The organism is Sinomonas notoginsengisoli (assembly GCF_021554725.1).
Taxonomy (GTDB): domain Bacteria; phylum Actinomycetota; class Actinomycetes; order Actinomycetales; family Micrococcaceae; genus Sinomonas; species Sinomonas notoginsengisoli.
This window is the reverse complement of sequence record NZ_JAIZDP010000001.1, coordinates 1,180,839-1,204,655: the sequence shown is the minus strand read 5'-3', so window position 1 is coordinate 1,204,655 and position 23,817 is coordinate 1,180,839. Positions and strand designations below refer to the sequence as shown.

Genomic DNA, 23,817 nt, shown 5'->3' with positions numbered 1-23,817 from the left:
ACGCAGCTACGTCACCCTCGAGCGGGGCGGGATGGCCGGTCTACTCGCGGCGGCGACAGTCGCGGCCCCACGTGTGCTCTTCGTCTGCTACGCCAACTCGGCCCGCAGCCAGCTCGCCGAGGCCCTCTGGAAGCGCGCCAGCACGGTGCCCTCCGCCTCCGCGGGCCCACACCCGGCAGACGGCATCGCTCCCGGCGCCCGCGACGTCGCAGCGCGCCACGGGCTCGACCTCGGTGGGTCGCACCCCGAAATGCTCGTCGAGAGGGTCCGGCCGGACGACCTGATCATCGCCGTCTGCGATCGGGCGCACGAAGAGCTCCCCGCCTCAGTCCGGCTCCACTGGTCGGTGCCGGACCCCGTAGCCGTGGGAACCGCGGCTGCGTTCGAGGCAGCGTTCAGCCAGATCGCCGAACGCGTCCAGGGCCTCTCGGCGCGCATCACTGCCGCATAGCGGGGGTGCGGTGCGGCGCGTCGGTCTGCAGAAGCGGGGTCTTGAGGCTTATCGTCTGTTATAAAGTCTCTGTTCTATAAAAGACGATAACGAGAGGTGGCCATGCAGCCCAGTCCCTACACGCCGGGGGAGGTCGCGCGCACGGTGCCGGGCCGCCTGCGGCAGCTGGCCACTTGTGGCCGTCCGCGGAAGACAAGACGAGGACCGCAGCATCCGGGGTGATGGCTGCGGTCCTCGGTAGTCCTGCGGACTCCGTGCGGACTCAGGCGAATTGAGCCCAGCAACCACGCGGAAGGAAGGCCCACGTCAGCGGAAGTTGACGAACTGCAGGTCGACGTCCTCGTAGCCCTTCAGCAGGGCGATCGTGGACTGCAGGTCGTCGCGGGACTTCGAGGACACTCGGAGCTCGTCACCCTGGATCTGTGCCTTGACGCTCTTGGGCGCCTCGTCGCGGATGAGCTTGGAGATCTTCTTCGCGTGCTCCTGTGAGATGCCCTCCTTGATGGAGGCCTCGATGCGGTACTCCTTCCCCGAGGCGTACGGATCGCCCGCCTCGAGGGACTTCAGCGAGATGCCGCGCTTGATCAGCTTGGACTCGAAGACGTCCAGGACGGCCTTGACGCGCTCCTCGGCGTTGGCCTTCATGAGGATCTTCTCGCCAGAGAAGTCGATCTCGGCACCAACGCCCTTGAAGTCGTAGCGCTGGGCGATCTCCTTCTGCGCCTGGTTCAGCGCGTTGGCGACCTCCTGCTTGTCCACCTTGCTCACAACGTCAAACGTCGAATCGGCCATGGAAACCTCCGCAATTGTCGGACCTGACTTTGGCCACCAGCCTAGCCGGTTAGTCTGCCGCCGATCCGGGTATCCAATTCGCGCGGGCCGAGAGGCCCACAGTTTACCCACAGCCGAACTCCAGCCGGATCGCAAGTGCGGCTGCAAGCGTTGTAACGGTGAAGGGAAGCACGAGGGAGGAACCTGTGGCGACGAACGCGGCAAGCTCCGGCACGGAAGCACCGTCGAAGAAGTCCAAGGACGGCGCACCGAAGAGGTCGATTGCTGGGAGGGCGGCCGCTGCCGCTGGGGGAATGGTCGCCGCCGCGACCCTCGCAACCGGCATTGTGATGTCCCCAACGCCCTCGGCGACCGCTCGTCTGGATGGCGTCCATGAGGACCTCGCCCGAGCCGTGGCGCTCCGCCAGATTACCGGCGAGCAGGCGGCATTCCTCGAGGCCCAGATTGCCCGTGCGATTGCCTCCGAGGAGTCGTCAGACGCGCACGACGTCGCCGGGTTGCGGAGCGCTGAAACCGCCTGATTCGGCGGGTCGGCCCCGATTCGACGCGTGGGCGAATGTTCTGTAAGGTTGTCTTGCTCGCACCGCGGAACGCAGCTTGGCTGCGTGGTCCGCGGCGTGGCGTTCGGCAGATTACCCGAGCGGCCAAAGGGGGCTGACTGTAAATCAGCTGGCATTGCCTACGGGGGTTCGAATCCCTCATCTGCCACAGATCCTCCGAATTCCGGAGGGAGTTGGACCCGCTTTAACCTCTACGGAGGCGACGGCGGGTCCTTTCTCTTTTGCCCGAAATGGGGCGATCTGAGCACGTTGTGAGCACGCCGCGCGCAGGGGGCGTCCTGATGGCCTTCGGCGGCCTCCTAGGCGGGTGGGGCGAACGCCTCGAAGCGTCGCATGGGGCCAGCCGTGAGGACGCCCCGGCCGTATGGGGGACAGACCGAGGCGTCAGATTTATGGTATCTGCCAAGCGTATTAGAAGCGAGCCTCATGGCGCGAGCACGAGTGGGATACGGCTCGTCCACGGCGAGGATCTCCCCGGTCAGTTCTCCGCTGCCTGATCGCCTGGCCGCAGGGCCGCGGAGGCGGAGACGCCGGACGCCTCCTGCATTCCACCCAAGACTGCAGTAACCGCCTCCTGGGAGGTGCGTCGAGGCTCCCAGCCGAGCTCTAAACGGGCGCGCCCCGTATCCATGACGGGGACCTGCACGGCCATGTCGATCCAGCCCGGATCGGTGCGCTGGACCCGCAGCTTCCACGACAGCCACACGAGGCTGCGCAGTACGGACACCGGGAGGGGGACCGACCGCTTTGCTCCGAGCACGGGAGGGAAGGTCTCGGGGTCCAGAACGGGCTCGGCGGCGATGTTGAAGGGCCCTTGGGCGCGCGCCGTGAGGGCCTTGGCGTAGGCATCGGCCGCGTCCTCGGCGTGTACGGCCTGGAAGATCATCGTGGGCGGCATGGGCAGCACGGGAACGCGCGTCCCGGCGACCTGCTGCGGGATGAAGCGGCCCAGGAAGTACCGGCCGACCTCCGAGGCCTGACCGGACTGGAAGATCAGCCCGGGTCGCAGCCGCGCCACCGTCATGTCCGGGTGGTCGGCCTCGAATCGGTCGAGGATCCGCTCGACCGCGGCCTTCTGCCGGCTGTAGTGCGAGGTGTGCAGGCCGCCGGTGGGCCAGGACTCGTCCACCCGCTCGTCCTTGGGCCCGGGGCTGTACGCTCCGACCGAGGATGCGTAGACGAGCTGTTGCACCCCTGCCTGCGCGGCAGCCTCGAACACCTGCCAGCTCCCCTCGACGTTGATCCGGTGCAGCTCGTCCTGCCGGTGGTTGGGCTGGATCACCCACGCGAGGTGCACGACGGCGTCGCACCCCTCGAACGCGCCGCGCAGCACCGCAACCGCGTCCGGCGAGCCGATGTCGACCGGGTGCCAGGCGACGGCGCTCCGGTAGGGCTCGGCGCCGGCATCAGGCGCCCGGCGGGCGACGCCGACTAGCTCGTGGCCGCCCTCGGCGGCCAGCTTCCGCAGCAATGCAGTCCCCACGTTTCCTGTCGCGCCGACGATGGCGATGCGCATGTTGCTCCTTTGCGTGGTTGGGCCTGGGGTCAGGCGGTAGTCACTCTCGGTGTGATTCCCGCTGAGCGGCCCGGGCAACCATCTCCAGGACGTCGGCGCCGCGCGCGCGGCCGTCGAGGGCGCGTGCCCGCTCTCCCATCCGTGCAGCGGCGCTTCGGTGGGGCCCGTCGGCGAGGAGGCTCTCGATGGCCGCCCGGATCCGCCCAGCCCGGGACCTGCGGCAGAGCATCCGCCCGACCCCCGCCCGCTGCACGGCACGGCCTACCCAAGGCTGGTCGGTGGCAAGGTCCAGCGGCAGCACGAGGAGCGGGACCCCGTGGGCGAGTGCTGCCATGGCCGTGCCATGCCCCCCGTGGCTCACCACGAGCGACGCCCTGGGCATGAGGTCCTCGTGCGGGCACCAGCCGTGCACCTCGACACCGTCCGGGACGCGGAGGGATCCTGCCGGGAGCTCGGGGCCGAAGGTGGCAACGACGCGCGCAGGGAGCCCCTCCACTGCATCGAGCAGCCGCTGCCATGTCGGGAACAGTGCGGGGTACGGAACGGTGCTCAGGGAGAGGACCACGGTGGGGGAGGCGGGGCTGGCCGGGACGCCGCGGACCATCGGCCCGATGTGGACCACGGGCCCGTGGCCACGGTCCAGCTCCGGGATCGTGGGCGCGAGAACCGGGGCGCCGGCGTTCAGGAGGTGAAGGACGCGCATCCCTCTGAACCGCAGGACAGCATCGAGGGAGGGGAGCACCTGGCGCAGCACCCCGTCCAGCGTGTGCTCGAGGACCACGTACCCCCGGCCCGCGCGGCGCAGCGCGTCCATGACGCCGAACAGCGCGACGTCGACCACCACTGCATCGGCCGGATGGTCGGCGAACTCAGCCATCATGTCGCGCTGCATCCCAGAGTCCGTGGCGATCCTGAGCATGTCCCGCGGAGTGGAGCCGGTGGGGAAGGCACGCGTGCCGGAAAAGGGAACGAACCGCGTTCCCGGGGCTCTGAAGGCCCCGGCCTGGGTGGCATCGCCGAGCACCGTCACCTCGTGGCCGCGCAGGGCGAGCTCCGCAGCGAGGACAGCGGCGGGCACCGCGTTGCCGCCGCCGTCCCATGTGACGAACAGGAAGCTGGCCATGGGTCCTTCCCCACCTCGGGAGGGCCTCCCCCCACGCGACATGCTAAGGGGGACGTGCGGTGGGGTCGAGCCGCAGGCAACCCATGGCTTGACATTAGGCACCCTAATTATTAGGCTACCTAAGTATGAATCAGGAGTTGGCTGAGCTTGCCGAGGCGTTCCGCAACTCCCTCCGCCACGGCGTCTACGTGGCGCGCCGACTGGACGAGCTCTCCGATCTGTCCGCCTCCCAGCTCAGCGTCCTCAACATGACCGCCGGCGAGGGGGTCAGGATGGGGATGGTCGCCAAGAACCTCGGCGTCCGTGTCCCCACGGCCACTGAGCAGGTGGCCCGGCTCAAGAAGGCCGGCCTCGTCGAGAGGTGCAACGATCCGCACGACGCGAGGGTCGTCGTCGTGCGCCGCACCCCCGCGGGAGACGCCGCCGCCAAGCGTGCGAACGCGCGCCGTACCGAGCGCATGGCCGAAGCTCTCGCGGCCCTCGACGACTCCGAGCGCGCAGCCCTGGCTGCTGCGCTGCCCGTGATGGACAAGATCAACAAGTACGTAACCAGCGACAGGAACCAGGAGCTGCCCGCATGACCGCCGAACCCGGCGTCCATTCCGAACCCCAGGCCCCCACCGCGCCGCCCCCGCACGGCGGCGGCGTCCACGAGACGCTCGAGGCCGAGAAGGCCTCGTTCTTCCGCCAGCCAAAGGCGGTCTGGGCCACAGCCGCCGCCTCGGTGTTCGCGTTCATGGGGATCGGGCTCGTGGACCCGATCCTTCCGGCGATCGCCCAGAACCTCGGTGCCACCCCGAGCCAGGTCTCGCTCCTGTTCACCAGCTACTTCCTCGTCACCGCCGTGATGATGCTCGTGACCGGCTGGGTGTCCTCGAGGATCGGCGGCAAGAAGACCCTCCTCATCGGCCTCGCGCTCATCGTGGTGTTCGCAAGCCTGTCCGGCACGAGCGGGAGCGTCACCGAGCTGATCAGCTGGCGCGCCGGCTGGGGACTGGGCAACTCCCTCTTCGTCGCCACGGCGCTCGCGGTGATCGTGGGCGTCGCCTCCGGCGGGACCTCCACCGCGATCATCCTGTACGAGGCGGCTCTCGGCCTCGGCCTCTCCCTCGGCCCGCTCGCCGGCGCGCTGCTGGGCGGCTGGCAGTGGCGCATGCCGTTCTTCGGCACCGCAACGCTCATGGCGATTGCCTTCATCGCGATCCTCGCGACCCTGCCCAACACCAAGCCGTCGGCGAAGAAGACCCGGTTCCGCGATCCGCTCCTGGCCCTCGGCCACTCGGGCCTGCGCTCGGTGGCCGGCAGCGCGTTCTTCTACAACTTCGGCTTCTACACCGTGCTCGCGTTCGTGCCGTTCATCCTCGGAATGGGCGCCTACGGCATCGGCGCCGTGTTCTTCGGCTGGGGTGTGGCGCTGGCCCTCTGCTCGGTGTTCCTAGCACCCCAGCTGCAGACGCGGTTCGGGGATGTCAAGGTTCTCGCGGGCACTTTGGCGGGGCTCGCCATCGTCCTCATCGGCATGGCTGTGTCTGCTTCGTTCCACGCGGTACCCGCAGTGGTTGTCCTCACCATCATCGCCGGTGCGCTGCTGGGCGTGAACAACACCGTCTACACCGAGCTCGCGATGGGCATCTCCGACGCGCCACGCCCGGTCGCGAGCGCTGGCTACAACTTTGTGCGCTGGATGGGCGGAGCGCTCGCACCGTTCATTGCCACGTGGCTCGGCGAGACGTTCGGCGCTCCCGTGCCGTTCTACGCCTCCGCTGGCGCCCTCGTGGCAGCGATCGCCATCGCCCTCGCCGGGCGCAAGCACGTCCAAGAGCACGAGCCCGCCGCTGTTTGAGGCCCGGTCCCCGGGGGAATGAGGCCGGGAGTCGACGTCCGGGGGAATGAACCCCCCATGGGTATCGTTGAGACTCTCAGACCACCCGACCACGGGACCGCACAATGAGCAAGGAGCGCGGCATGGCAACGAAGAACGTCACCGGCGAGGACTTCGCCGAGGTCATCGAGAAGAACGACATCGTCCTAGTGGACTTCTGGGCGTCGTGGTGCGGCCCGTGCCGCCAGTTCGCCCCCACCTACGAGGCGGCGTCGGAGAAGCACCAGGACGTCGTGTTCGCGAAGGTGGACACTGAGGCCGAGCAGATGCTCGCCGCCCAGGCCAACATCACCTCCATCCCCACGCTCATGGCGTTCCGCGAGAAGGTGCTCGTCTTCTCGCAGCCCGGCGCCCTTCCGGCGTCAGCCCTCGAGCAGGTCATCACCGCGGTGAAGGACCTGGACATGGATGACGTCCACAAGAAGGTGGCAGAGGCGCAGGCCAAGGGCTCGGAGAACTGACGGCCGGCTTCCCACAGCGCATGACGGCGCCGCCCCACGCAGCTGGGGGCGGCGCCGTCCCGCGTCCGGGGTGGGCTTCCTAGAGACGCTCGATCTTCACCGGCTCGGCCAGCAAGGCGCTCAGCGACTCGTTGAGGTCCTGCACGGCCACGCCCTTGGAATGTGCGTCGAGGTCCTCCTCCGATGCCCAGAGCTCGGACAGCACGATCCGCTCCTCGGACTCCTCCGTGATTTCGTACTGGAGGCAGCCCGGCTCGCGCTGGACCTCCTCAACCGCGATGTCCAAGGCCAGCTTCACGCGGAAGAACTCGCCGTCGTTGGGGATGAAGGTCGCCCGGAGGCGCACGGGATCAGTCATGGCCGCCAGCCTACCCAGTTGATAGCTTTCATCCATGCAGACCTCCTACACGGCAGGTGAGACGACGGCGTCCCTGCTCGAGACCACCATCGGAGAGAACTTCGCCCGGGTTTCTGAGCGCTTCGCGGACCGCGAAGCGCTGATCGAGGCGGCGGGGGACGGCCGGGCGGACGCTGCCCGCCGCTGGACCTACGCCGAGCTGGCGCACGACGTCGATGCCGCCGCCCGCGGACTCCTCGCCGCGGGCGTGGCAAAGGGCGAGCGCGTGGGCATCTGGAGCCCCAACTGCGCCGAGTGGACCATTCTCCAGTACGCGACGGCCGCCGTCGGCGCCATCCTCGTCAACGTCAATCCGGCCTACCGGTCCCACGAGCTTCAGTTCGTGGTCAGGCAGAACGGAATGCGCACGCTCGTGGTGGCACCGAGCGACCGCACGAGCGAATACGTTGCGATGGCCCGCGAGGCGCTCGCCGAGTGCCCCGAGCTGCGCAAACTCGTGTTCCTGCCGGCGCCCAACGCCTCGGGCGAGGCCGTGTTCGAGGCCGGGGTGCCCTCCTCGGGTGCGGAGACCACGTGGGAGGACCTCGTGGGGCGCGCGGGTGAGGTCCCGGCGTCGGCCGTTGCTGAGCGGGCGGCGACGCTCTCCGCAGAGGATCCGATCAATATCCAGTACACGTCCGGGACCACCGGGTTCCCCAAGGGCGCAACCCTCACACACCGGAACATCCTCAACAACGGGTTCGCCATCGGCGAGCTGCTCGGCTACACCCCCGAGGACCGGGTCGTGATTCCCGTTCCGTTCTACCACTGCTTCGGCATGGTCATCGGGAACCTCGCGGCATACTCGCACGGGTCCGCCACCATCCTGCCGGGCCGCACCTTCAGGCCCGACGCCGCGCTGCGCGCCGTCCAGGACTTCGGCGGTACCTCGCTCTACGGCGTGCCGACCATGTTCATTGCCGAGCTCGCCCTGCCCGACTTCGGCTCGTACCGGCTCGAGACGCTCCGCACCGGTGTGATGGCCGGGTCGCCGTGCCCGGAGGAGGTCATGAAGCGCGTCATCTCGGACATGCACATGGAGGACGTGGCCATCTGCTACGGGATGACCGAGACGTCGCCGGTCTCGACCATGACGCGCCTGGGCGACACTCTGGCGCAGCGGACCGGGACGGTGGGGAGGACCATGCCGGACCTCGAGACCAAGGTCATTGACCCGGCCACGGGGGAGACCGTGGAGCGGGGCGCGATCGGCGAGCTGTGCACCCGTGGCTACGCCGTCATGTCCGGGTACTGGGACCAGCCGGACAAGACCGCCGAGGCGATCGACGCCGACGGCTGGATGCACACCGGCGACCTCGCCCACATGGACCAGGACGGCTACGTGGTCATCGAGGGGCGCATCAAGGACATGGTGATCCGGGGCGGCGAGAACATCTACCCGCGCGAGATCGAGGAGTTCCTCTACCGGCACCCGGCCATCCAGGACGTCCAGGTGATTGGAGTCCCGGACGCCACCTACGGTGAGGAGCTCATGGCGTGCATCATCCTCAAGCCCGGCGCCGAGGCGCTGACCGCCGAGGACCTGGCGGAGTACTGCCGGGGCCGGCTCGCGCACTACAAGGTGCCCCGGTACATCGACCTCCGCGACTCGTTCCCCATGACGGTCTCCGGGAAGATCCGCAAGGTGCAGATGCGCGAGGAGGCCGTGGAGAGGCTGGGGCTGGGCGCACGCTGACCCCTCACACCGCCTCTGGCGGGATCAACGGCGGGAGTGCCTGAGGAGCCTGCGGACACCCACCCATGCGAGCACGGCGCCGACGATCCATGGCCCTCCGACGACGATCGGGTCGAGCCACTGGTGCTTCAGATCAGCGCGGTTGTGCCCGAGGCGGGAGGACAGCGGGTGGTGGTCGGCCTCACCCATAATTCCAGTCTCGGTGAGAGGGTTGTCGGGCCGCCGTGTTCCGAACGATCGTAGGTGCGCCTCCCAGGCGTCGACACGGTCCCCCGCGAGCAGCAGCAGCCAGTGCGGGGTCTGCCCCTCGCTGTACCGGCGGTACGCGAACCTGCGGATGGCGCCAGAGGCCCCGTGCAGGGGAGCGGAGGTCCCGAAGACGGGGGTGAGGAACTTGTGCTCGAGAGAGCGCTCGCGCGGCGCACGCTCCGGCTGCCGCTCCGGGAAGTCCCAGTGGGCGCCCGTCGGCTCGCGCTTCTCCCGCGGAACCGAGGGCCGGTCCGCAGGGTCGAGGTCCACCCCCCAACCCGGGATCCGGGCGCGGAGCTCGTCACTGGCTGGCGGCTGTCGGCGCATGTCTGCGGTGTAGGGCATGGCTGGCTCCTTTCAGGACGCCTGGGGAACCACGATGGGCTTGATGATGCCGTCGAGCTTGCTCGAGAAGATGTGGTAGCCCTCGGCGATGTGCTCGAGCGGGATGCGGTGCGTGACCAGTTCGCTTGGCTTGAGATACCCGTTGCGGACGTGCTCGAAGAGACGGGGCCACTGCCGCTTGACCGGGCACTGGTTGGTGCGGATCGTGAGCCCCTTGTTCATGGCGTCTCCGAACTTGATGCCGCTGGGCGCGGGGCCGTACGCCCCGAGGACGGACACGGTCCCGCCCTTCCTGGCCGTGTCGAGCGCCCAGTTCAGGGCGATCGGGGATCCGCCCTGGAGCTTGAGCTTCACGCCGGTGACATGCTGCAGGAAGCTGCCATCCGCCTCCGCGCCCGCCGCGTCGATGACCACGTCGGCTCCGAGGTAGTCGGTCGCCTTCTTCAGTTCCAGCACGATGTCCGGGTATTCGGCGAAGTTGTACGTCTCGGCGTGGGCGAATTCCCTCGCCTTCGCGAGGCGGTAGTCGAGATGGTCAACGACGATCACGCGACCTGCCCCCATCAGCCACGAGGATGCGGCGGCGAAGAGGCCAACTGGGCCGGCGCCGAGGACGATCACCGTGTCGCCTTCCTCGATGTCGCCGAGCTGTGCTCCGAAGTAGCCCGTCGGGAGGGCGTCGGTGAGCAGCACTGCGTCCTCGTCGTCCATCCACTCGGGGATGAGGGTTGGCCCCACATCCGCGAAGGGGACACGGACGAACTCTGACTGCCCGCCGTCGTACCCGCCGGCCGTGTGGGAGTACCCGTAGGCGCCCCCCACCGCCGTCGCGTTCGGGTTCACGTTGTGGCAGTTCGAGTAGAGGCCGCGCGCGCAGAAGTAGCACGAGCCGCAGTAGACGTTGAAGGGGACCATCACGCGATCGCCCTTCTTGAGGTTCTGCACGGAGGGGCCCACCTCCTCGACCACCCCGATGAACTCGTGGCCGAAGGTCGTTCCCACCCGGGTGTCGGGGATCAGCCCGTGGTAGAGGTGCAGGTCGGAACCACAGATCGCGGCGAGCGCCACGCGGACGATCGCATCGTTGGGGTGCTCGATCGAGGGCATGTCCTTCTCCTCGACCCTGATCTTGTACGGGCCTCGGTAGACCATTGCATGCACGGTGGACCGCCTTCGTCGCCAGGTGATGGGCTGCTGCTGTCTCCCCTAGCCTTTCCCAGCTGGGCGCCCGCCAATCATGCGGGGGCCGGAAGAGCGGCGGATCTTGGTCTTCTGCCGGCGGTGGTCGGCATCAGTGGCCGCGGTGGTCCTGAATGGTCATGCGGGCCCCGTACCGCGGGGCGCGGACCCCAGAGAGCCCGAGCAGCCGGACGATCCGCTGGCGCTGGCCCCGCCAGGGCTCGAGCAGGCGCAGCATGCCGGCGTCGTCGGTCCGTGCGCCCGTGAGGGCGTATCCGACGAAGTGGGCGAGATGGTAGTCGCCCACCGACACTGAGTCCGGGTCCGCATGCGTGCGCTGTGTGACTTCTGCGGCGGTCCACACCCCGATGCCGGGGATGCTCTGCAGCGCGGCCGCCGCCTCGACGGCCGTGAGGCCTGCGAGCCGCTCAAGGCCCGACGCCGCCCGGAGCGCGCGCATCACGGTCGCCGAACGCTGCGGGCCGACGCCGGCGCGGTGCCACTCCCACGACGGGATCCGCAGCCAGGCCACGGCGGTCGGCGCGACCATGAGGCCCTGCGGCGCGACGTGGCCGGCGCCGGGTGCCGGCGTACCGTGACGGCGCACCAGATAGCGGTAGGCGCGCCGCGCCTCGAGCGTGGTGACCTTCTGCTCGAGGATGGTCGGCACGAGCGCGTCGACCACTCGCCCGGTCGCCGGCAGGCGGAGTCCGGGGTTGCGGCGACGGGCCTCGCGCACGAGTCGGGGCAGGCGCGCCAGGTGCGCCTCGTCGTCGAACGCAGACCAGTCATCGGCCAGGCCGAGCATCGCGGGGGCGGATTCGACGGCCGACGCCGCGCCGTCGCCCCACGCGCGGACCCTCAGCTCGCCTGCCCTGCCCGGCACGGTTCGGTTGGTGACGAGGAGTGAGGCCGGGCCCTCCGGGGTGGTGAAGGCCGCCCAGAGGCCGCCGGGGTGCGCGGCGAAGCAGGGATCCGCGTCCCCCCGTTGGAGCGGGAAGCACGTGGCCGCCAAGGAGTAGTGCTCGGGCGCCTTCCAGATGCCTTCTGCATCCGGCACGGACCCCCGCCCGGCGCCTCTGCCGGGGATGCCGGCGGCATCGCGGAGCGGGGGAGCGAGGGTCACCGGAGCATCATGTCACGGCAGGCTGACAGTGCTCGTCCAGCGCGCCGGGCAGGGCATTGACGCCGCTGTCGAGCGAGCGTGCCACCCGCCTCGATCAACGGCGGCAGGCGCGCCCGGTCATCAGCGGAAGTCCCGGCTCAAGGTCTTGGCCTTGAGCGGCAGGGCCTCGAGCCTGTCCGCGACGAGGTTGGTGACGCCTTCCGTGGACCGCTCGAGCAGCCCGCGGATCACCATTGCCGGAGCGGCCTGCGCCACCCGCCGGTAGCGGGTCCACACCCCGATGCTGCACACCACGTTCAGGATTCCAGTCTCATCCTCCAGATTCAGGAACGTCACACCTTGGGCGGTCTGCGGGCGCTGCCGGTGGGTGACGATACCGGCCGCCTCGATCCTGCTCCCGGGCTCGGCCGCGCGGAGCTGGTCGATGCGCAGGACCCCGCGGGCGTCGAGACGCGTGCGGGTGTGGCGCAGCGGATGGTCATCCGTGGCCACTCCTGTGGCCCACAGGTCATAGGCCACGGCATCCTCATCGCTCAGCTCGGGCAGGAGCGGGGGCTGGACATACGGCTGCGAGCCGGGAAGCTGTCCCGGCCGCTCGAGGGCCGCTGCGCCCGACTGCCACAGGGCCTCGCGTCTCGAAAGGCCCAGCGAGTCCAGCGCACCGGCGGACGCGAGTGCCTCGAGCTGCTCCGCGCTGAGCCCCGTGCGCCGGGACAGCTCCGCCAGCTCCCGGAAGGGCCCTCCGGCCTCGCGCTCGGCGACGATCCGCTCCGCGAGCTCCTTGCCGATGCCGCGCACGCTCGCGAGGCCCAGACGCACGGCACGGCTCGCATCGCGGCGATGCGCCGCTGACTCATCGGGCGCTTGCGGATCGAAGGAGCCGACGGGAGGCTGCCTCCAGTCGAGGCACGAGGTGAGCCCCCCGGGGTCACCGGGCCGCCCAGCCGCCGGTTCCCCGCCCGCCGCCGGAGACCCCGCGGCGTCGTGCGCCTCGAGGCACGCCTCCGCCTGCGAGCGGAGGATGTCCGGGCGGAGCACGACCACGCCGTGCCGCCGCGCATCGGCCACGAGTGTTTGGGGTGAGTAGAAGCCCATGGGCTGGGCGCGCAGGAGCGCGGCGAGGAAGGCGCCCGGGTAGTGCAGCTTGAGCCACGAGCTCGCATACACGAGCACCGCGAAGCTGATCGAGTGGGACTCTGCGAAGCCGAAGTCCGCGAACGCGGCAATCTGAGTGTAGATCGCCTTCGCCTCCTCCTGCGTCAGCCCGTTCGCGGCCATGCCGGCGAAGAGCTTCGCCCTGAGGCTGCCGATCTTCTCGACGCCCCGCTTGGACCCCATGGCCCGGCGCAGGAGGTCCGCGTCCTCTGCCGTGCAGCCGCCGATGGCCATGGCCATCTGCATGAGCTGCTCCTGGAACAGCGGCACCCCGAGCGTGCGTTCGAGCACGGGCTCCAGCAGCGGGTGCGGATAGGAGACGGGCTCCTCGCCGGCCCGGCGCCGGATGTAGGGATGGACGGCGCCGCCCTGGATGGGGCCCGGCCGGATGAGTGCGATCTCGACCACGAGATCGTAGAACCGCCGTGGCCGCAGCCGCGGGAGCGTGCTCATCTGCGCCCTCGACTCGACCTGGAACACGCCCACCGAGTCCGCCCGGCACAGCATGTCGTAGACAGCAGGCTCCTCCTTCGGGATGTCCTCGATCCGCCAGCGCACCCCGAAATGCTCTTCGACCAGGTCGAAGCAGTATTGGAGGGCTGCGAGCATGCCGAGCCCGAGGAGGTCGAACTTGACCAGGCCCATCCACTCGCAGTCGTCCTTGTCCCACTGCAGGACTGTCCGGTTCTCCATGCGCGCATGCTCGATCGGCACGACGTCGCCCACGGGACGCTCCGTGAGCACCATGCCGCCCGAATGGATGCCCAGATGGCGCGGGTAGCCCAGGAGCCTCTCGGCCAGTGCCACCACCCGTTCGGGGATGCCGTCGGCCTCGCCGGATCCGCCGGCGCTGAGTGCGTCCCACCGCTCGAGCCGCTTGGACCAGGCATCCTGCTGGCCCTGGCCGTAGCCGAGGGCCTTGGCCGCGTCCCGGACGGCGTTCTTGGGCCGATAGCTGACCACATTGGCCACCTGGGCGGCGTTGGTACGCCCGTACTTGCCGTAGACGTGCTGGATGACCTCCTCGCGCCGGTCCGAGTCGAAGTCCACGTCGATGTCCGGTTCTTCCTCGCGAAGGCTTGAGAGGAACCGCTCGAACGGCAGCCGGTAGGCGATGCTGTCCACCGCCGTGATGCCCAGGAGGTAGCACACGGCCGAGTTCGCCGCCGAGCCGCGACCCTGGCAGAGGATGCCCTGGCCCCGGGCGAACTGGACGATCTCATGGACGATGAGGAAGTACCCGGGGAAGTCCTTCTTCTCGATGACGGCGAGTTCCTTCTCGACGCGCTCGCGGACCTCAGCGGGTGGCACAGGCCCGCGCCAGCCCGGACCGGGAGTCCCGTAGCGCTCGGAGAGGCCGCGGTCCACCAGCTCACGGAGATAGGACATCGGTGTGTGCCCCTCGGGGACATCCTGCTTGGGCAGCCTGGGGCGTGCTGAGCGGAGCGGGAAGGCCAGTTCGTCCGCGAGGCGCACCGTGCTCTCGACCGCTCCGGGGTAGCGGGCGAACCGCCGGGCCATCTCTGCGCCGGCGCGCAGGTGCGCGCCGTCGCTCGCGGGCAGCCAGCCGTCGAGTTCGTCCAGGCTGCGCCTCGCGCGGACCGCGGCGAGGGCGGTAGCGAGCGGATGCCCGGAGGGCTCCGCGAAGTGGACGGCGTTCGTGGCGACACACGGCAGGGCGAGCCGGCGGGCGATGGCCGCGAGGATGTCATTGTGGGTGCTGTCCAGCGGATTGCCGTGGTCGAACAGCTCCACGGCCACCCCGTCGGGGCCGAAGAGCTCCACGAGCCCCCGGAGCGCATTCTCCGCCGCCCCCTCCCCATGCTCGACGAGAGCACGGCGCACCGCGCCCTTGCGGCATCCGGTGAGGACGACGCAGTGCCCACTCAGCTCTCGCGCGAGTTGTCCGAGGATGTACACCGGGCGTCCCTTCTCTGCGCCATCTGCGAGCTGCCCGGCCGTGATCACCCCCGCGAGCCGGTGGTAGCCCTCCTCGCCGCGCGCGAGCACGAGGAGATGCTCGCCCTCGGGATCGGCTGCCCCGTTCTGTGGCCCCGGCAGGCCGATGGACAGCTCGGCGCCGAACACGGTCTTCAGGCCATAGGCCTCGGCTGCCTCGGCCAGGCGGACGACCCCGTAGAAGCCGTCGTGGTCCGTGATCGCGAGGGCATGGAGGCCGAGGCGCACGGCCTCCTCGACGAGCTCCTCGGGCGAGGAGGCGCCGTCGAGGAAGCTGTAGTGCGAGTGGACGTGCAGCTCCGCGTAGGGGACCGCCTGCTCGGATGGGTCCACGCACGACGGCGCGTGCTCGCCGTCGTCCTCAGCCTCACGGAGGGCGGGCAGCGGGATGTAGGGACCCCGCTTCCGTGACCACGCGGGGCTGTCGCCGCCGTCGTGCTCGACCGGAGAGCGTCCGGCGTCCGTCCGCGCCCGGCCCGCGCCGCGCAGCTCCTCGGCAGAGACCTCCTTGCCTTCGAGGATGTCGTGGAGGTGCCGCCAGGGGATCGGCGGATTGTTCCAGCCCACGGTGCCCTCCTCTCAGTCGTACTGTCAGTCGTACCGGGCCTCTGCCCGCCAGTGTCCGGCCTCTCCCAGGAGGAGCCAGGCCTCGCCCTCACTGTCGAGGATCTGGAAGCGCTCGGCCCGCCGGCTCTGTGCCGCGTCCCACCACTTCTCGCGGAGCGGCCAAGGCCCCGCCCAGCTCGCCACGGACCTCCGGGGGACTCCCGCACCGGGCACGAACCATGCCGGCGCCGCCGAGAGGCTTCCCCGGGCATCCACCGTGAGGGGCCGGCCGTCGTCGCCGAGCAGGGTGACCGGGACGGGCTCGGAGAACACTGTGGTGGGCAGGGGCGGGGGGACGACGCCCGGCCACGGCCGCGACGCGCGGTCCGCGGTCCCCTCCGGCGCCTCCTCGCCCCAGGGCACCAGCAGGCACCGCTGGGCAAGGAGCCGCCCCCCGCCCGAGGCCGCGTGGAGGACTGATCCGTGGCCGAGCATGGTCTGCAGGCGGTGGAGGCCGTGGTCCAGCCGCTCGTCCACCCCTCCGAACAGCGCCTGGGCGCGGCGGCCCAGGAGGTCCACCCGCTCGGGGAGGAGCCGGACCTGCACCACGGGTGCACTGAGCGGCTCGCCCGTGGAGTGCCAGGTGCCTGGACGCTGCTGGTGGGCATGGCCCTGCGCCGACTGCAGCTGCCAGCGGACCCGCTCCACGGCATCGGCCGGTGAGAACTGGTGCGGGTGTCCCCATGAGCGCTCGGAACGGGCTCCCGAATCGTCGGTGATCTGCACGCGCAGCTGAGTGCAGGCCAGTCCGGCGCGCATGAGGCCGCCGATGAAGTCCTCCGCGACAGGGCGCACGGCGAACGCGATCTGGTCAACCCGCTCGAGTCCCGGCTCGAATGCCGCCGCACGGTCCAGGGGCGGGGGTGGGATCCGGGGCACGATGGCGCGCGGGTCCTCGCCCCTGGCACGGGCGTGGGCGGTGAGCCCGTCCGAGCCGAACCGGGAGCGGACTTCGGCGGCGGGCAGGGACGCGAAGTCCGCCAGAGTGCGCAGCCCCAGCCTCGTCAGCAGCGAGGCAAGGCGCGGATCACCGAGCGCAGCGACGGGAAGGGGCGCGAGGAAGGCTGCGGAGCCGCCCGGCTCCACAATGCGGAGGGGCCCCAGATCGGTGGCGGCCCGCGCAGCCTGCTCGGCTGCGAACACTGAGTCGGCGATGCCCGCACGGGCCTCGAGGCCCAGGCCCGACGCCGCCTCGAGTGCCGCCCCGCCGGCGGCCTCCTCGTTCCCGTAGTACCGGGCGGCGCCGCGGGCCCGCACGGCACAGAGCCCGGGACGGAGCAGCTGGACACCGGGAACGGTCGTCTCCAGTGCCCGTACCACGGGCTCGAACTCCCGCTCTGACCGTTGGGAGTCTGCCGCGACCGTGACCAGCCCGGGGGACCGTACCTGTGCCTCCCGCACCCGCAGCCCGCGCACGACTCCTGCTGCCCTCGCCTCCATAGAGCAGACGGCGACCACGCCCTTGTCGATGACCGCCACCGCCGCGTGCTCGGGTGCCTCCCCGGACAGCTGGGCAGCTACGAGGGGCCAGTCCGGGAACCACGCAACGAGCGCGCGGGGTGCTCGGGCGCTCACGTCCCACCCCCATCGAAGAGGCCCTGCCGGGAGGCACGCTGCCCCGACAAGGCCAGCGCCCCGGGTGCGGCAAGGTCCACGGTGGCCGTACGGGTGCGGCCCCGTTGACTCAGTCCAAGCTCGACCCGGTGCCGTGCCAAGTGCCCGTGCCCCCTGCCCAAGCCCTCCCAGCTCGATCCCCGGGCCGTGAGCATCCCCTCGCTCTGGGGCCAGGGGCCCAGAACCAGCAGGACGCCACCACGCTCACGCAGGCGGGAGCCGAGCCGCGAGGCGACGCTCGAGGTGACTGTCGCCGGCGGCCGCACGAGGACCAGCGGCAGCACATCGACGAGCGCACCGACCGAAGCGGGCCAGTCCGGCCCCGGATCCGGGACGAGGACCAGCCGATCGAGATCGATGCCGAACCCGGCGGCGGCCTCCGCGCCGAAGTCTTGGATCCCGGCCACGCCGCACCACTGCCCCTCGGCGGACGGGCCGGCCAGCAGGGCCATCGCGGCGGACAGCGGCGTCTCGAGGGAGTATGCGGCGCCGCCACGGAGGCCACCGGGGAAGAGCGAGGAGAAGCAGGGCAGAACTGGGTAGGCCCCTTCACGGTTGCGGCGGCCCTGGAGGGCATGGATGCGCTCCTGGAGCTCGCGCAACTGCCCGGCGGCGGGGGCCCGATGGGAACTGAGTGCGAGCGACATACCTCTATTTTCGAAGATGTATTCGAACAAGTCAATCGCGCGGGACCACCGTCCGAACGCCGGCCCGCATGAACGCCCGAGTCGCCGGGCCCTCATGGCTTCCGCCCAGCCGCTAGAGTTGGGGGCGTGAAGTATGCCAAGTCCGTCGTCGAGCTCATCGGCCGCACGCCCCTCGTCAAGCTGAACAAGGTCACCGAAGGCATCAAGGCGACGGTCCTGGTCAAACTCGAATACCTCAACCCCGGCGGCTCCATCAAGGACCGCATCGCGCTGAAGATGATCGAGCAGGCCGAGGAGGACGGCAGGCTCCGCCCGGGCGGCACCATCGTGGAGCCCACGAGCGGCAACACCGGCGTGGGCCTGGCCCTCGTAGGCCAGCAGAAGGGCTACAAGTGCATCTTCGTGGTCCCCGACAAGGTCGGCGAGGAGAAGCGCGCGGTCCTCGCGGCCTACGGCGCCGAGGTTGTCGTGACCCCCACCGCCGTCGCCCCGGACTCGCCCCAGTCCTATTACGGCGTCTCGGACCGCCTGGTGACCGAGATCCCGGGCGCGTTCAAGCCGGACCAGTTCTCCAACCCGAACGCCCCCGGAAGCCACTACGAGACCACGGGCCCCGAGATCTGGGCGGATACGGACGGCACCATCACCCACGTGGTCATCGGCGCGGGAACCGGCGGGACCATCACCGGCACCGGCCGCTACCTCAAGGACGTCAGCAAGGACCGCCCCGCGTCCGAGGGCGGCCAGGTCAAGGTCATCGCAGCCGACCCCGAGGGCTCGATCTACTCCGGCGGCACGGGCCGGCCGTACTTCGTCGAGGGCGTCGGCGAGGACATGTGGCCGGATAACTATGACAAGTCGGTCCCCGACGAGGTCCTCGCGGTGAGCGACGCCGAGTCGTTCGCCATGACCCGTCGGCTCGCCCGCGAAGAGGGCCTCCTCGTGGGCGGTTCGTCCGGCATGGCCGTCGTGGCGGCCCTGCGCGCGGCGAGCGACCTGCCCGAGGAGGCGGTCGTCGTCGTGATCCTCCCGGATTCCGGCCGTGGCTACCTCGCCAAGATCTTCAACGACGACTGGATGCGCTCCTACGGCTTCCTCCCGGGCGAGGGGGAGCGGACCGTCGGGGAGCTGCTCAAGGGCAAGACGGGGCAGATGCCCGATCTGGTCCACACCCACCCCAACGAGACGGTCCGCGACGTCATCGACATCATGACCGAGTACGGCGTGAGCCACCTCCCCGTGCTCTCGGCCGAGCCGCCCGTGGTCATGGGCGAGGTCCTCGGGGCCGTCGACGAGCGTGACCTCTCCGCCAAGCTGTTCCGCGGCGATGCAAGGCTGACCGACAAGATCTCCGAGCACATGGGCCAGCGGCTGCCCGTCATCGGCTCACTCGAGGGGCAGGCCGCCCTGCAGGCGATGCTGAGCGAGCAGGACGCCGTCATGGTCACCTTCGTCGGCGCGCCGGTCGGCATCCTGACCCGCCACGACCTCCTGGCCAACCTCAACAAGTAAGGGAGCGCCCCATGCCTGAGCAGACCGACACGCCGGAGACCCCGGGATTCAACACCCGCGCCGTCCACGCCGGCCAGGAGTTCGAGCCGCGCACGGGCGCCGTCGTGCCCCCGCTCCACTTCTCGTCGACCTACGCGCAGGACGGGATCGGCGGCCTCCGTTCGGGCTACGAGTACGGCCGCGGCGGCAATCCCACTCGTGATGCGCTGCAGGAGCAGCTCGCGGCGCTCGAGGGCGGAACCCACGCGTACTCGTTCGCCTCGGGCCTCGCCGCCGAGGACGCGCTCATCCGCGCCCTCTGCGCGCCCGGGGACAGGATCGTCCTGGGCAATGACGCCTACGGCGGCACGTACCGCCTCATCTCCCGCGTCCTCGGCCCGTGGGGGATCGAGAACCAGCCCGTCGACATGTCGGATCTGGACGGCGTGCGTGCTGCCGTCGGCGCCGCAGGCAAGGGCGGCGCGCGGCTCGTGTGGGTGGAGACGCCCTCGAACCCGCTCATGAAGATCACTGACATCGCTGCGCTCGCCGAGGTGGCGCACGACGCCGGCGCCCTCCTCGTCGTCGACAACACCTTCGCGTCCCCCTACCTCCAGAACCCGCTCGCCTTCGGCGCGGATGTCGTGGTGCACTCGACGACCAAGTACATCGGCGGGCATTCCGATGTGGTGGGCGGCGCGGTCGTGCTCAGCGACGCAGAGCTCGCGGAGAAGATCGGCTTCGTCCAGTTCGCGGTCGGGGCGGTGTCCGGGCCGATGGATGCGTTCCTGACCACCCGCGGCCTCAAGACCCTCGGCGTGCGCATGGAGCGCCATTCGGACAACGCCCAGAAGGTCGCCGAGTGGCTCGTGGGCCGCCCGGGGGTCGAGAAGGTCCTGTACCCGGGCCTTCCGGATCACCCGGGCCACGAGCTCGCGGCGAAGCAGATGCGCCGGTTCGGCGGCATGATCTCCGTGCAGTTCGCCGGGGGCGAGGCAGCGGCGCGCAAGGTCGCCGAGTCGACGCGCCTGTTCACGCTCGCGGAGAGCCTCGGTGGCATCGAGTCGCTCATGAACTATCCCTCCGAGATGACGCACGCCTCGGTCAAGGGCACCGAACTGGCAGTCCCGGTCAACCTCCTTCGCCTGTCCGTGGGGATCGAGGACGCCGAGGACCTCATTGCGGACCTCGACGCGGCGATCGCACGGCTCTAGACCGACCCAGCCTCCACACCCGCAAGGACATCCATGCCGAAGACCTCACCCGCGAAGCCTGCCCTCACCGGGTCGCCGTGGTTCCGGCCGGCGGCGGTCGGCGCCGGGGCCGTCGTCGTGCTCGCCATCGTCGTGCTCATCGCGAAGTGGCTGCGCAGCACTGAAGCAGTCACGGACTTCATCGCGGCCTACCCCGGCCACGCGCCCCTGCCCGGCTGGGCGCCGGAGGGCCTGCAGGCGGCGCTGAACGTCCTGCACTACCTCAACCTGATGTTCTTGACACTGATCATTCGCTCGGGCCTGCAGGTCCGCTTCGGAACACGGCCCGAGGGCTTCTGGAAGCGCAACAATAAGGGCCTGATCAAGACCAAGGGCCAGCCCAAGAAGATCACCCTGAACCTGTGGCTGCACTTGTCCCTCGACGTGCTCTGGGTGGCCAACGGGCTTGTGTTCTTCGTGCTCATGCTCGCCTCGGGCCACTGGGCCCGCCTCGTGCCGACAACGTGGAGCATCTTCCCGAACGCCGTCTCCACGGCACTCCAGTACGCATCGCTCGACTGGCCGCTCGAGAATGGCTGGGTCAACTACAACGCGCTCCAGCAGCTGACGTACTTCGTCGTCGTGTTCATCGCAGCGCCCTTGGCGATCATCACCGGCCTGCGGATGTCCAACGCGTGGCCCACCAACCAGAAGGCGCCCCGGCTCAACAGGGCATACCCGATGGAGTGGGCCCGTGCACTGCACTTCCCGGTCATGGCGTTCTTCGTCCTGTTCGTGATCGTGCACGTCTTTCTCGTGTTCACCACGGGTGCCCTGCGGAACCTCAACCACATGTTCGCCGCGCATGACGGCGAGGACTGGCTCGGGTTCATCCTCTTCGCGGTCGGGCTGCTCGTCATCGTGGGCCTGTGGTTCCTGGCGCGGCCCCTGTTCCTGCGGCCCGTGGCCTCGCTCATGGGCACCGTGACCCGGAACTGAACTGAGCGGGCCTCTTCGGGCGGCTTCGCCACGCTGACGGGGCGTCATTTGCCACAATGGCCGCATGAGCCCTCGGACCCCCTTCCTCCCGGCACCCGAGCACCGGCTGCGGTTGGCCGAGCTGGGCGTCCTGGACCGGAGGCGCACTCTGCTGGGGCTCGTGCTCGCCGTCGTGCTGCCGGCCCTCGTCCCCATCGCGGCTGCCCCGCTCGTGGGCGACGACCACGACGGCCAGGGCACTGCGATCCTCGTCCTCCTTCAGCTGCTCACTGCCGTCCTCGTGGCGTTGGTGGGAGGGCTGTGGCCTGCCGTGCTCGCTGCCGTGGTCGCGAGCCTGATGCTGAACTGGCTCGCCACGGATCCCGTGGGGAGCCTCAGCGTTGCCCGCCCGGAGGCGGTCCTCGAGCTCGTGGTGTTCCTTGCCGTTGCCTGCGCCGTGGCCCTCTCGGTAGGCGCCGCGGCCCGGCGTTACGAGCAGGCAACGCGGGCTGCGGCCGAGGCAGATGCGATGAGCGACCTCGCGCTGGGCATCCTCGGCTCGGCTGGCGGAACCGAGGACTTCCTGGAGCGCGTCCGTGCAACGCTTGGGCTGCGCGCCGTCACGCTGCTGGCGCGCCGGCCGCCTGAAGGATCGGCGGACGACGCCGGCCGGGTCGCCCGGGGTGCCCCTGCGGGCAACGCGCGAGGAGGTTCCGACTCGGCCCTGGGGGCATCTGGATGGGACGTCCTCGCGACCGCCGGCGAGGCACCTCCCGTCTCGCACGCCGCGGCGGACGACGCGATCGCCCCGGACGGCTATTACACGCTCCTCGTGGGCGGCCACCCACTCGAGCCGGGCGAGCGCCGCATGCTCCAGGCCTTCGGCGTGTACTTGGTCGCAATGCGTGAGCGCGCCCAGCTCGCCCGCAGCCGGGAGGCCAACCGGCGGCTCGAGGAGGGCAACTCCATCCGGACCGCGATCCTGCGGGCGGTCTCGCACGACCTGCGCACCCCTCTCGCCGGGATCAAGCTCAGCGTGAGCAGTCTGAGGCAGCCGTCCGTCGGCTTCACGCCCGAGGAGGAGGCCGAGCTTCTGGGCACGATCGAGGACTACACGGACCGTCTTTCGCACGTGGTGGGAAACCTGCTGGACATGTCCCGTATCTCCGCGGACAACGTCCGCCCGCTCCTGCGCCCGGTCACGTGGCGCGAGGTCCTGCCGAGGGGACTCCCGGGCCAGGACCGCGTGGTGGACCTCATCCCGCCGAACGTGCCGGCCGTCGAGGCGGACCCCGTGCTCCTCGAACGGGTTGTCGCAAACCTTGTCGAGAACGCCCTGCGCTACGCGCCAACCGGTTCCGTAGAACTGCTCGCGCGCAGCGGCGTCGCGGGTGAGGACGGCCACCCGTGCGGGGTGCTCCGGGTGGTGGACCACGGCGAGGGCATTCCGCCCGAGGACCTCCTGGTCGTGTTCCGGCCGTTCCAGCGTCTGGGTGACAGCACTGCGCAGGGCGGGGTGGGGCTCGGACTCGCCGTCGCCAAGGGTTTCGTCGACGCGATGGGCGGGAGGATCGAGGCTGAGGAGACGCCGGGCGGAGGGCTCACGATGTCAGTGGCTCTTCCCCTCGCCCAGGGGGCCACTGCATGAGCCATCCGAGGGAGACCGTGCCGAGCACTGTCCTGGTGGTCGAGGACGAGGCACAGCTTGCCCGCGCGCTTCAGATCAACCTGCGGGTGCACGGCTACGAGGCGCTGACCGCGCCGAGCGGCGAGGCAGCCCTCGAGATCGCCGCGGCACGCCCGGTGGATGTTGTGGTCCTGGACCTCGGCCTCCCCGGCATGGATGGGTTCGAGGTGATCCGTCGCCTGCGTGCCTGGACGGACGTGCCCATCATCGTCCTGTCGGCGCGGCATGGGTCGGAGGACAAGGTGGAGGCACTCGACGCCGGCGCGGACGACTACGTGACCAAGCCTTTCGGCCTCGAGGAGCTGCTCGCACGGCTCCGGGCTGCAGCCAGACGCGGTCCGCGCACGGGAGAGGCGCCGCGCATGCTCACCGGAGACCTCAGTGTGGACCTGGCCGCCCGTCGTGTGCTCGTCCGCGGCTCGGAGGTGCGGTTGACGCCGACCGAGTGGAACATCCTCGCGCTCCTCGTGCGCAGGGCTGGCCAGCTCGTGACCCAGAGGGAGATCCTCACGCAGGTGTGGGGCCCGGCGTACGAGAAGGAAACGCAGTACCTGCGTGTCTACCTGGCCCAGCTGCGCCGCAAGCTCGAGACCGATCCCGCGCACCCGCGCCACCTGCACACCGAGGCGGGGATGGGGTACCGCTTCGATCCCTGAGACTGCACTGCTGCTCGCTCCACTGCTCCCCTCGCAGGGCGGCCCCCGGTACCC

General features: G+C 70.0%; 21 protein-coding genes and 1 tRNA gene. 12 read left to right on the top strand and 10 right to left on the bottom strand.

Annotated elements, in window-relative coordinates:
* On the top strand, positions 1 to 451 hold a 451-nt coding region (locus LF262_RS05655; RefSeq protein ID WP_235779229.1), incomplete at its 5' end, for an arsenate-mycothiol transferase ArsC.
* Positions 452 to 757: 306 nt separating this feature from the next.
* Here LF262_RS05655 and LF262_RS05650 read toward each other — a convergent pair.
* Positions 758 to 1,243 carry a YajQ family cyclic di-GMP-binding protein gene (locus LF262_RS05650; protein ID WP_235779228.1) on the bottom strand — a complete coding sequence of 162 codons (486 nt, stop codon included), beginning with the start codon at positions 1,241 to 1,243 and terminating at the stop codon, positions 758 to 760.
* Between the two features lie 185 nt (positions 1,244 to 1,428).
* Between LF262_RS05650 and LF262_RS05645 the strand changes: the two genes are divergently transcribed.
* Both LF262_RS05645 and LF262_RS05640 read left to right on the top strand, forming a co-directional pair.
* Positions 1,429 to 1,764: a hypothetical protein gene (locus tag LF262_RS05645; protein ID WP_235779227.1), complete on the top strand. Its 336-nt coding sequence runs from the start codon at positions 1,429 to 1,431 to the stop codon at positions 1,762 to 1,764.
* Between the two features lie 105 nt (positions 1,765 to 1,869).
* Positions 1,870 to 1,951: transfer RNA gene (locus LF262_RS05640), tRNA-Tyr, on the top strand.
* A 330-nt stretch (positions 1,952 to 2,281) separates the two neighbouring features.
* On the opposite strand, the gene LF262_RS05635 is transcribed toward LF262_RS05640, so the two are convergent.
* Together LF262_RS05635 and LF262_RS05630 are read right to left on the bottom strand one after the other, a co-directional pair.
* Entirely contained in the window at positions 2,282 to 3,319 is a 1,038-nt protein-coding gene (locus LF262_RS05635) for an NAD-dependent epimerase/dehydratase family protein (RefSeq protein WP_235779226.1), read from the bottom strand.
* Positions 3,320 to 3,359: 40 nt separating this feature from the next.
* Positions 3,360 to 4,442 (bottom strand): glycosyltransferase, encoded by a 1,083-nt coding sequence (locus tag LF262_RS05630; RefSeq protein WP_235779225.1) that lies wholly within the window; start codon positions 4,440 to 4,442, stop codon positions 3,360 to 3,362.
* Between the two features lie 125 nt (positions 4,443 to 4,567).
* Here LF262_RS05630 and LF262_RS05625 point away from each other — a divergent pair, with 125 nt between their 5' ends.
* From LF262_RS05625 to trxA, 3 genes are all read left to right on the top strand, one after another.
* Positions 4,568 to 5,023 carry a MarR family winged helix-turn-helix transcriptional regulator gene (locus LF262_RS05625; RefSeq protein ID WP_235779224.1) on the top strand — a complete coding sequence of 152 codons (456 nt, stop codon included), beginning with the start codon at positions 4,568 to 4,570 and terminating at the stop codon, positions 5,021 to 5,023.
* Positions 5,020 to 6,285: an MFS transporter gene (locus tag LF262_RS05620; RefSeq protein WP_235779223.1), complete on the top strand. Its 1,266-nt coding sequence runs from the start codon at positions 5,020 to 5,022 to the stop codon at positions 6,283 to 6,285. The genes LF262_RS05625 and LF262_RS05620 overlap by 4 nt, the downstream gene beginning before the upstream one ends.
* Positions 6,286 to 6,407: 122 nt before the next feature.
* On the top strand, positions 6,408 to 6,785 hold the full coding sequence (gene trxA, locus LF262_RS05615; protein WP_235779222.1) for a thioredoxin: 378 nt from the start codon (positions 6,408 to 6,410) through the stop codon (positions 6,783 to 6,785).
* A gap of 79 nt (positions 6,786 to 6,864) precedes the next feature.
* Here the strand turns inward: trxA and LF262_RS05610 are convergent, their stop codons facing one another.
* Positions 6,865 to 7,143 carry a putative quinol monooxygenase gene (locus tag LF262_RS05610; RefSeq protein WP_235779221.1) on the bottom strand — a complete coding sequence of 93 codons (279 nt, stop codon included), beginning with the start codon at positions 7,141 to 7,143 and terminating at the stop codon, positions 6,865 to 6,867.
* Between the two features lie 34 nt (positions 7,144 to 7,177).
* Here LF262_RS05610 and LF262_RS05605 point away from each other — a divergent pair, with 34 nt between their 5' ends.
* A complete protein-coding gene (locus LF262_RS05605; RefSeq protein WP_235779220.1) occupies positions 7,178 to 8,878 on the top strand; it encodes an AMP-binding protein in 1,701 nt (566 codons plus the stop codon).
* A gap of 24 nt (positions 8,879 to 8,902) precedes the next feature.
* On the opposite strand, the gene LF262_RS05600 is transcribed toward LF262_RS05605, so the two are convergent.
* The 6 genes from LF262_RS05600 to imuA' all read right to left on the bottom strand — a co-directional run bounded on the left by LF262_RS05600 (position 8,903) and on the right by imuA' (position 17,758).
* Positions 8,903 to 9,472 (bottom strand): hypothetical protein, encoded by a 570-nt coding sequence (locus tag LF262_RS05600; RefSeq protein ID WP_235779219.1) that lies wholly within the window; start codon positions 9,470 to 9,472, stop codon positions 8,903 to 8,905.
* A gap of 12 nt (positions 9,473 to 9,484) precedes the next feature.
* The gene (locus LF262_RS05595) at positions 9,485 to 10,633 is read right to left on the bottom strand and encodes a zinc-dependent alcohol dehydrogenase (protein WP_235779218.1); all 1,149 of its coding nucleotides are present in this window, start codon (positions 10,631 to 10,633) and stop codon (positions 9,485 to 9,487) included.
* A 130-nt stretch (positions 10,634 to 10,763) separates the two neighbouring features.
* On the bottom strand, positions 10,764 to 11,741 hold the full coding sequence (locus tag LF262_RS05590) for a DNA-3-methyladenine glycosylase family protein (protein ID WP_372462738.1): 978 nt from the start codon (positions 11,739 to 11,741) through the stop codon (positions 10,764 to 10,766).
* Between the two features lie 156 nt (positions 11,742 to 11,897).
* Entirely contained in the window at positions 11,898 to 15,458 is a 3,561-nt protein-coding gene (locus LF262_RS05585) for an error-prone DNA polymerase (protein WP_372462724.1), read from the bottom strand.
* Between the two features lie 24 nt (positions 15,459 to 15,482).
* A complete protein-coding gene (locus tag LF262_RS05580; protein WP_235779217.1) occupies positions 15,483 to 17,072 on the bottom strand; it encodes a DNA polymerase Y family protein in 1,590 nt (529 codons plus the stop codon).
* Positions 17,069 to 17,758 carry a DnaE2-dependent mutagenesis accessory factor ImuA' gene (gene imuA' / locus LF262_RS05575; protein WP_235779216.1) on the bottom strand — a complete coding sequence of 230 codons (690 nt, stop codon included), beginning with the start codon at positions 17,756 to 17,758 and terminating at the stop codon, positions 17,069 to 17,071. The genes LF262_RS05580 and imuA' overlap by 4 nt, the downstream gene beginning before the upstream one ends.
* Positions 17,759 to 17,884: 126 nt before the next feature.
* On the opposite strand from imuA', the gene LF262_RS05570 reads away from it, so the two are divergent.
* From LF262_RS05570 to LF262_RS05550, 5 genes are all read left to right on the top strand, one after another.
* A complete protein-coding gene (locus LF262_RS05570) occupies positions 17,885 to 19,270 on the top strand; it encodes a cystathionine beta-synthase (RefSeq protein WP_235779215.1) in 1,386 nt (461 codons plus the stop codon).
* Between the two features lie 11 nt (positions 19,271 to 19,281).
* On the top strand, positions 19,282 to 20,463 hold the full coding sequence (locus LF262_RS05565) for a cystathionine gamma-synthase (protein WP_235779214.1): 1,182 nt from the start codon (positions 19,282 to 19,284) through the stop codon (positions 20,461 to 20,463).
* A gap of 33 nt (positions 20,464 to 20,496) precedes the next feature.
* Positions 20,497 to 21,441 carry a cytochrome b/b6 domain-containing protein gene (locus tag LF262_RS05560; RefSeq protein ID WP_235779213.1) on the top strand — a complete coding sequence of 315 codons (945 nt, stop codon included), beginning with the start codon at positions 20,497 to 20,499 and terminating at the stop codon, positions 21,439 to 21,441.
* 64 nt (positions 21,442 to 21,505) lie between these two features.
* Complete coding sequence (locus tag LF262_RS05555; protein WP_235779212.1) at positions 21,506 to 23,068, top strand: sensor histidine kinase; 1,563 nt, start codon at positions 21,506 to 21,508, stop codon at positions 23,066 to 23,068.
* Positions 23,065 to 23,763 carry a response regulator gene (locus LF262_RS05550; protein ID WP_235779211.1) on the top strand — a complete coding sequence of 233 codons (699 nt, stop codon included), beginning with the start codon at positions 23,065 to 23,067 and terminating at the stop codon, positions 23,761 to 23,763. The genes LF262_RS05555 and LF262_RS05550 overlap by 4 nt, the downstream gene beginning before the upstream one ends.
* Positions 23,764 to 23,817: the final 54 nt, after the last annotated feature.

Excerpts from the sequence above, each read along its gene's own strand:
- LF262_RS05650 (WP_235779228.1), bottom strand. The coding sequence starts at position 1,243 with ATGGCCGATTCGACGTTTGACGTTGTGAGCAAGGTGGACAAGCAGGAG.
- LF262_RS05635 (WP_235779226.1), bottom strand. The coding sequence starts at position 3,319 with ATGCGCATCGCCATCGTCGGCGCGACAGGAAACGTGGGGACTGCATTG.
- LF262_RS05630 (WP_235779225.1), bottom strand. The coding sequence starts at position 4,442 with ATGGCCAGCTTCCTGTTCGTCACATGGGACGGCGGCGGCAACGCGGTG.
- LF262_RS05625 (WP_235779224.1), top strand. The coding sequence starts at position 4,568 with ATGAATCAGGAGTTGGCTGAGCTTGCCGAGGCGTTCCGCAACTCCCTC.
- LF262_RS05620 (WP_235779223.1), top strand. The coding sequence starts at position 5,020 with ATGACCGCCGAACCCGGCGTCCATTCCGAACCCCAGGCCCCCACCGCG.
- trxA (WP_235779222.1), top strand. The coding sequence starts at position 6,408 with ATGGCAACGAAGAACGTCACCGGCGAGGACTTCGCCGAGGTCATCGAG.
- LF262_RS05610 (WP_235779221.1), bottom strand. The coding sequence starts at position 7,143 with ATGACTGATCCCGTGCGCCTCCGGGCGACCTTCATCCCCAACGACGGC.
- LF262_RS05605 (WP_235779220.1), top strand. The coding sequence starts at position 7,178 with ATGCAGACCTCCTACACGGCAGGTGAGACGACGGCGTCCCTGCTCGAG.
- LF262_RS05600 (WP_235779219.1), bottom strand. The coding sequence starts at position 9,472 with ATGCCCTACACCGCAGACATGCGCCGACAGCCGCCAGCCAGTGACGAG.
- imuA' (WP_235779216.1), bottom strand. The coding sequence starts at position 17,758 with ATGTCGCTCGCACTCAGTTCCCATCGGGCCCCCGCCGCCGGGCAGTTG.
- LF262_RS05565 (WP_235779214.1), top strand. The coding sequence starts at position 19,282 with ATGCCTGAGCAGACCGACACGCCGGAGACCCCGGGATTCAACACCCGC.
- LF262_RS05560 (WP_235779213.1), top strand. The coding sequence starts at position 20,497 with ATGCCGAAGACCTCACCCGCGAAGCCTGCCCTCACCGGGTCGCCGTGG.
- LF262_RS05555 (WP_235779212.1), top strand. The coding sequence starts at position 21,506 with ATGAGCCCTCGGACCCCCTTCCTCCCGGCACCCGAGCACCGGCTGCGG.
- LF262_RS05550 (WP_235779211.1), top strand. The coding sequence starts at position 23,065 with ATGAGCCATCCGAGGGAGACCGTGCCGAGCACTGTCCTGGTGGTCGAG.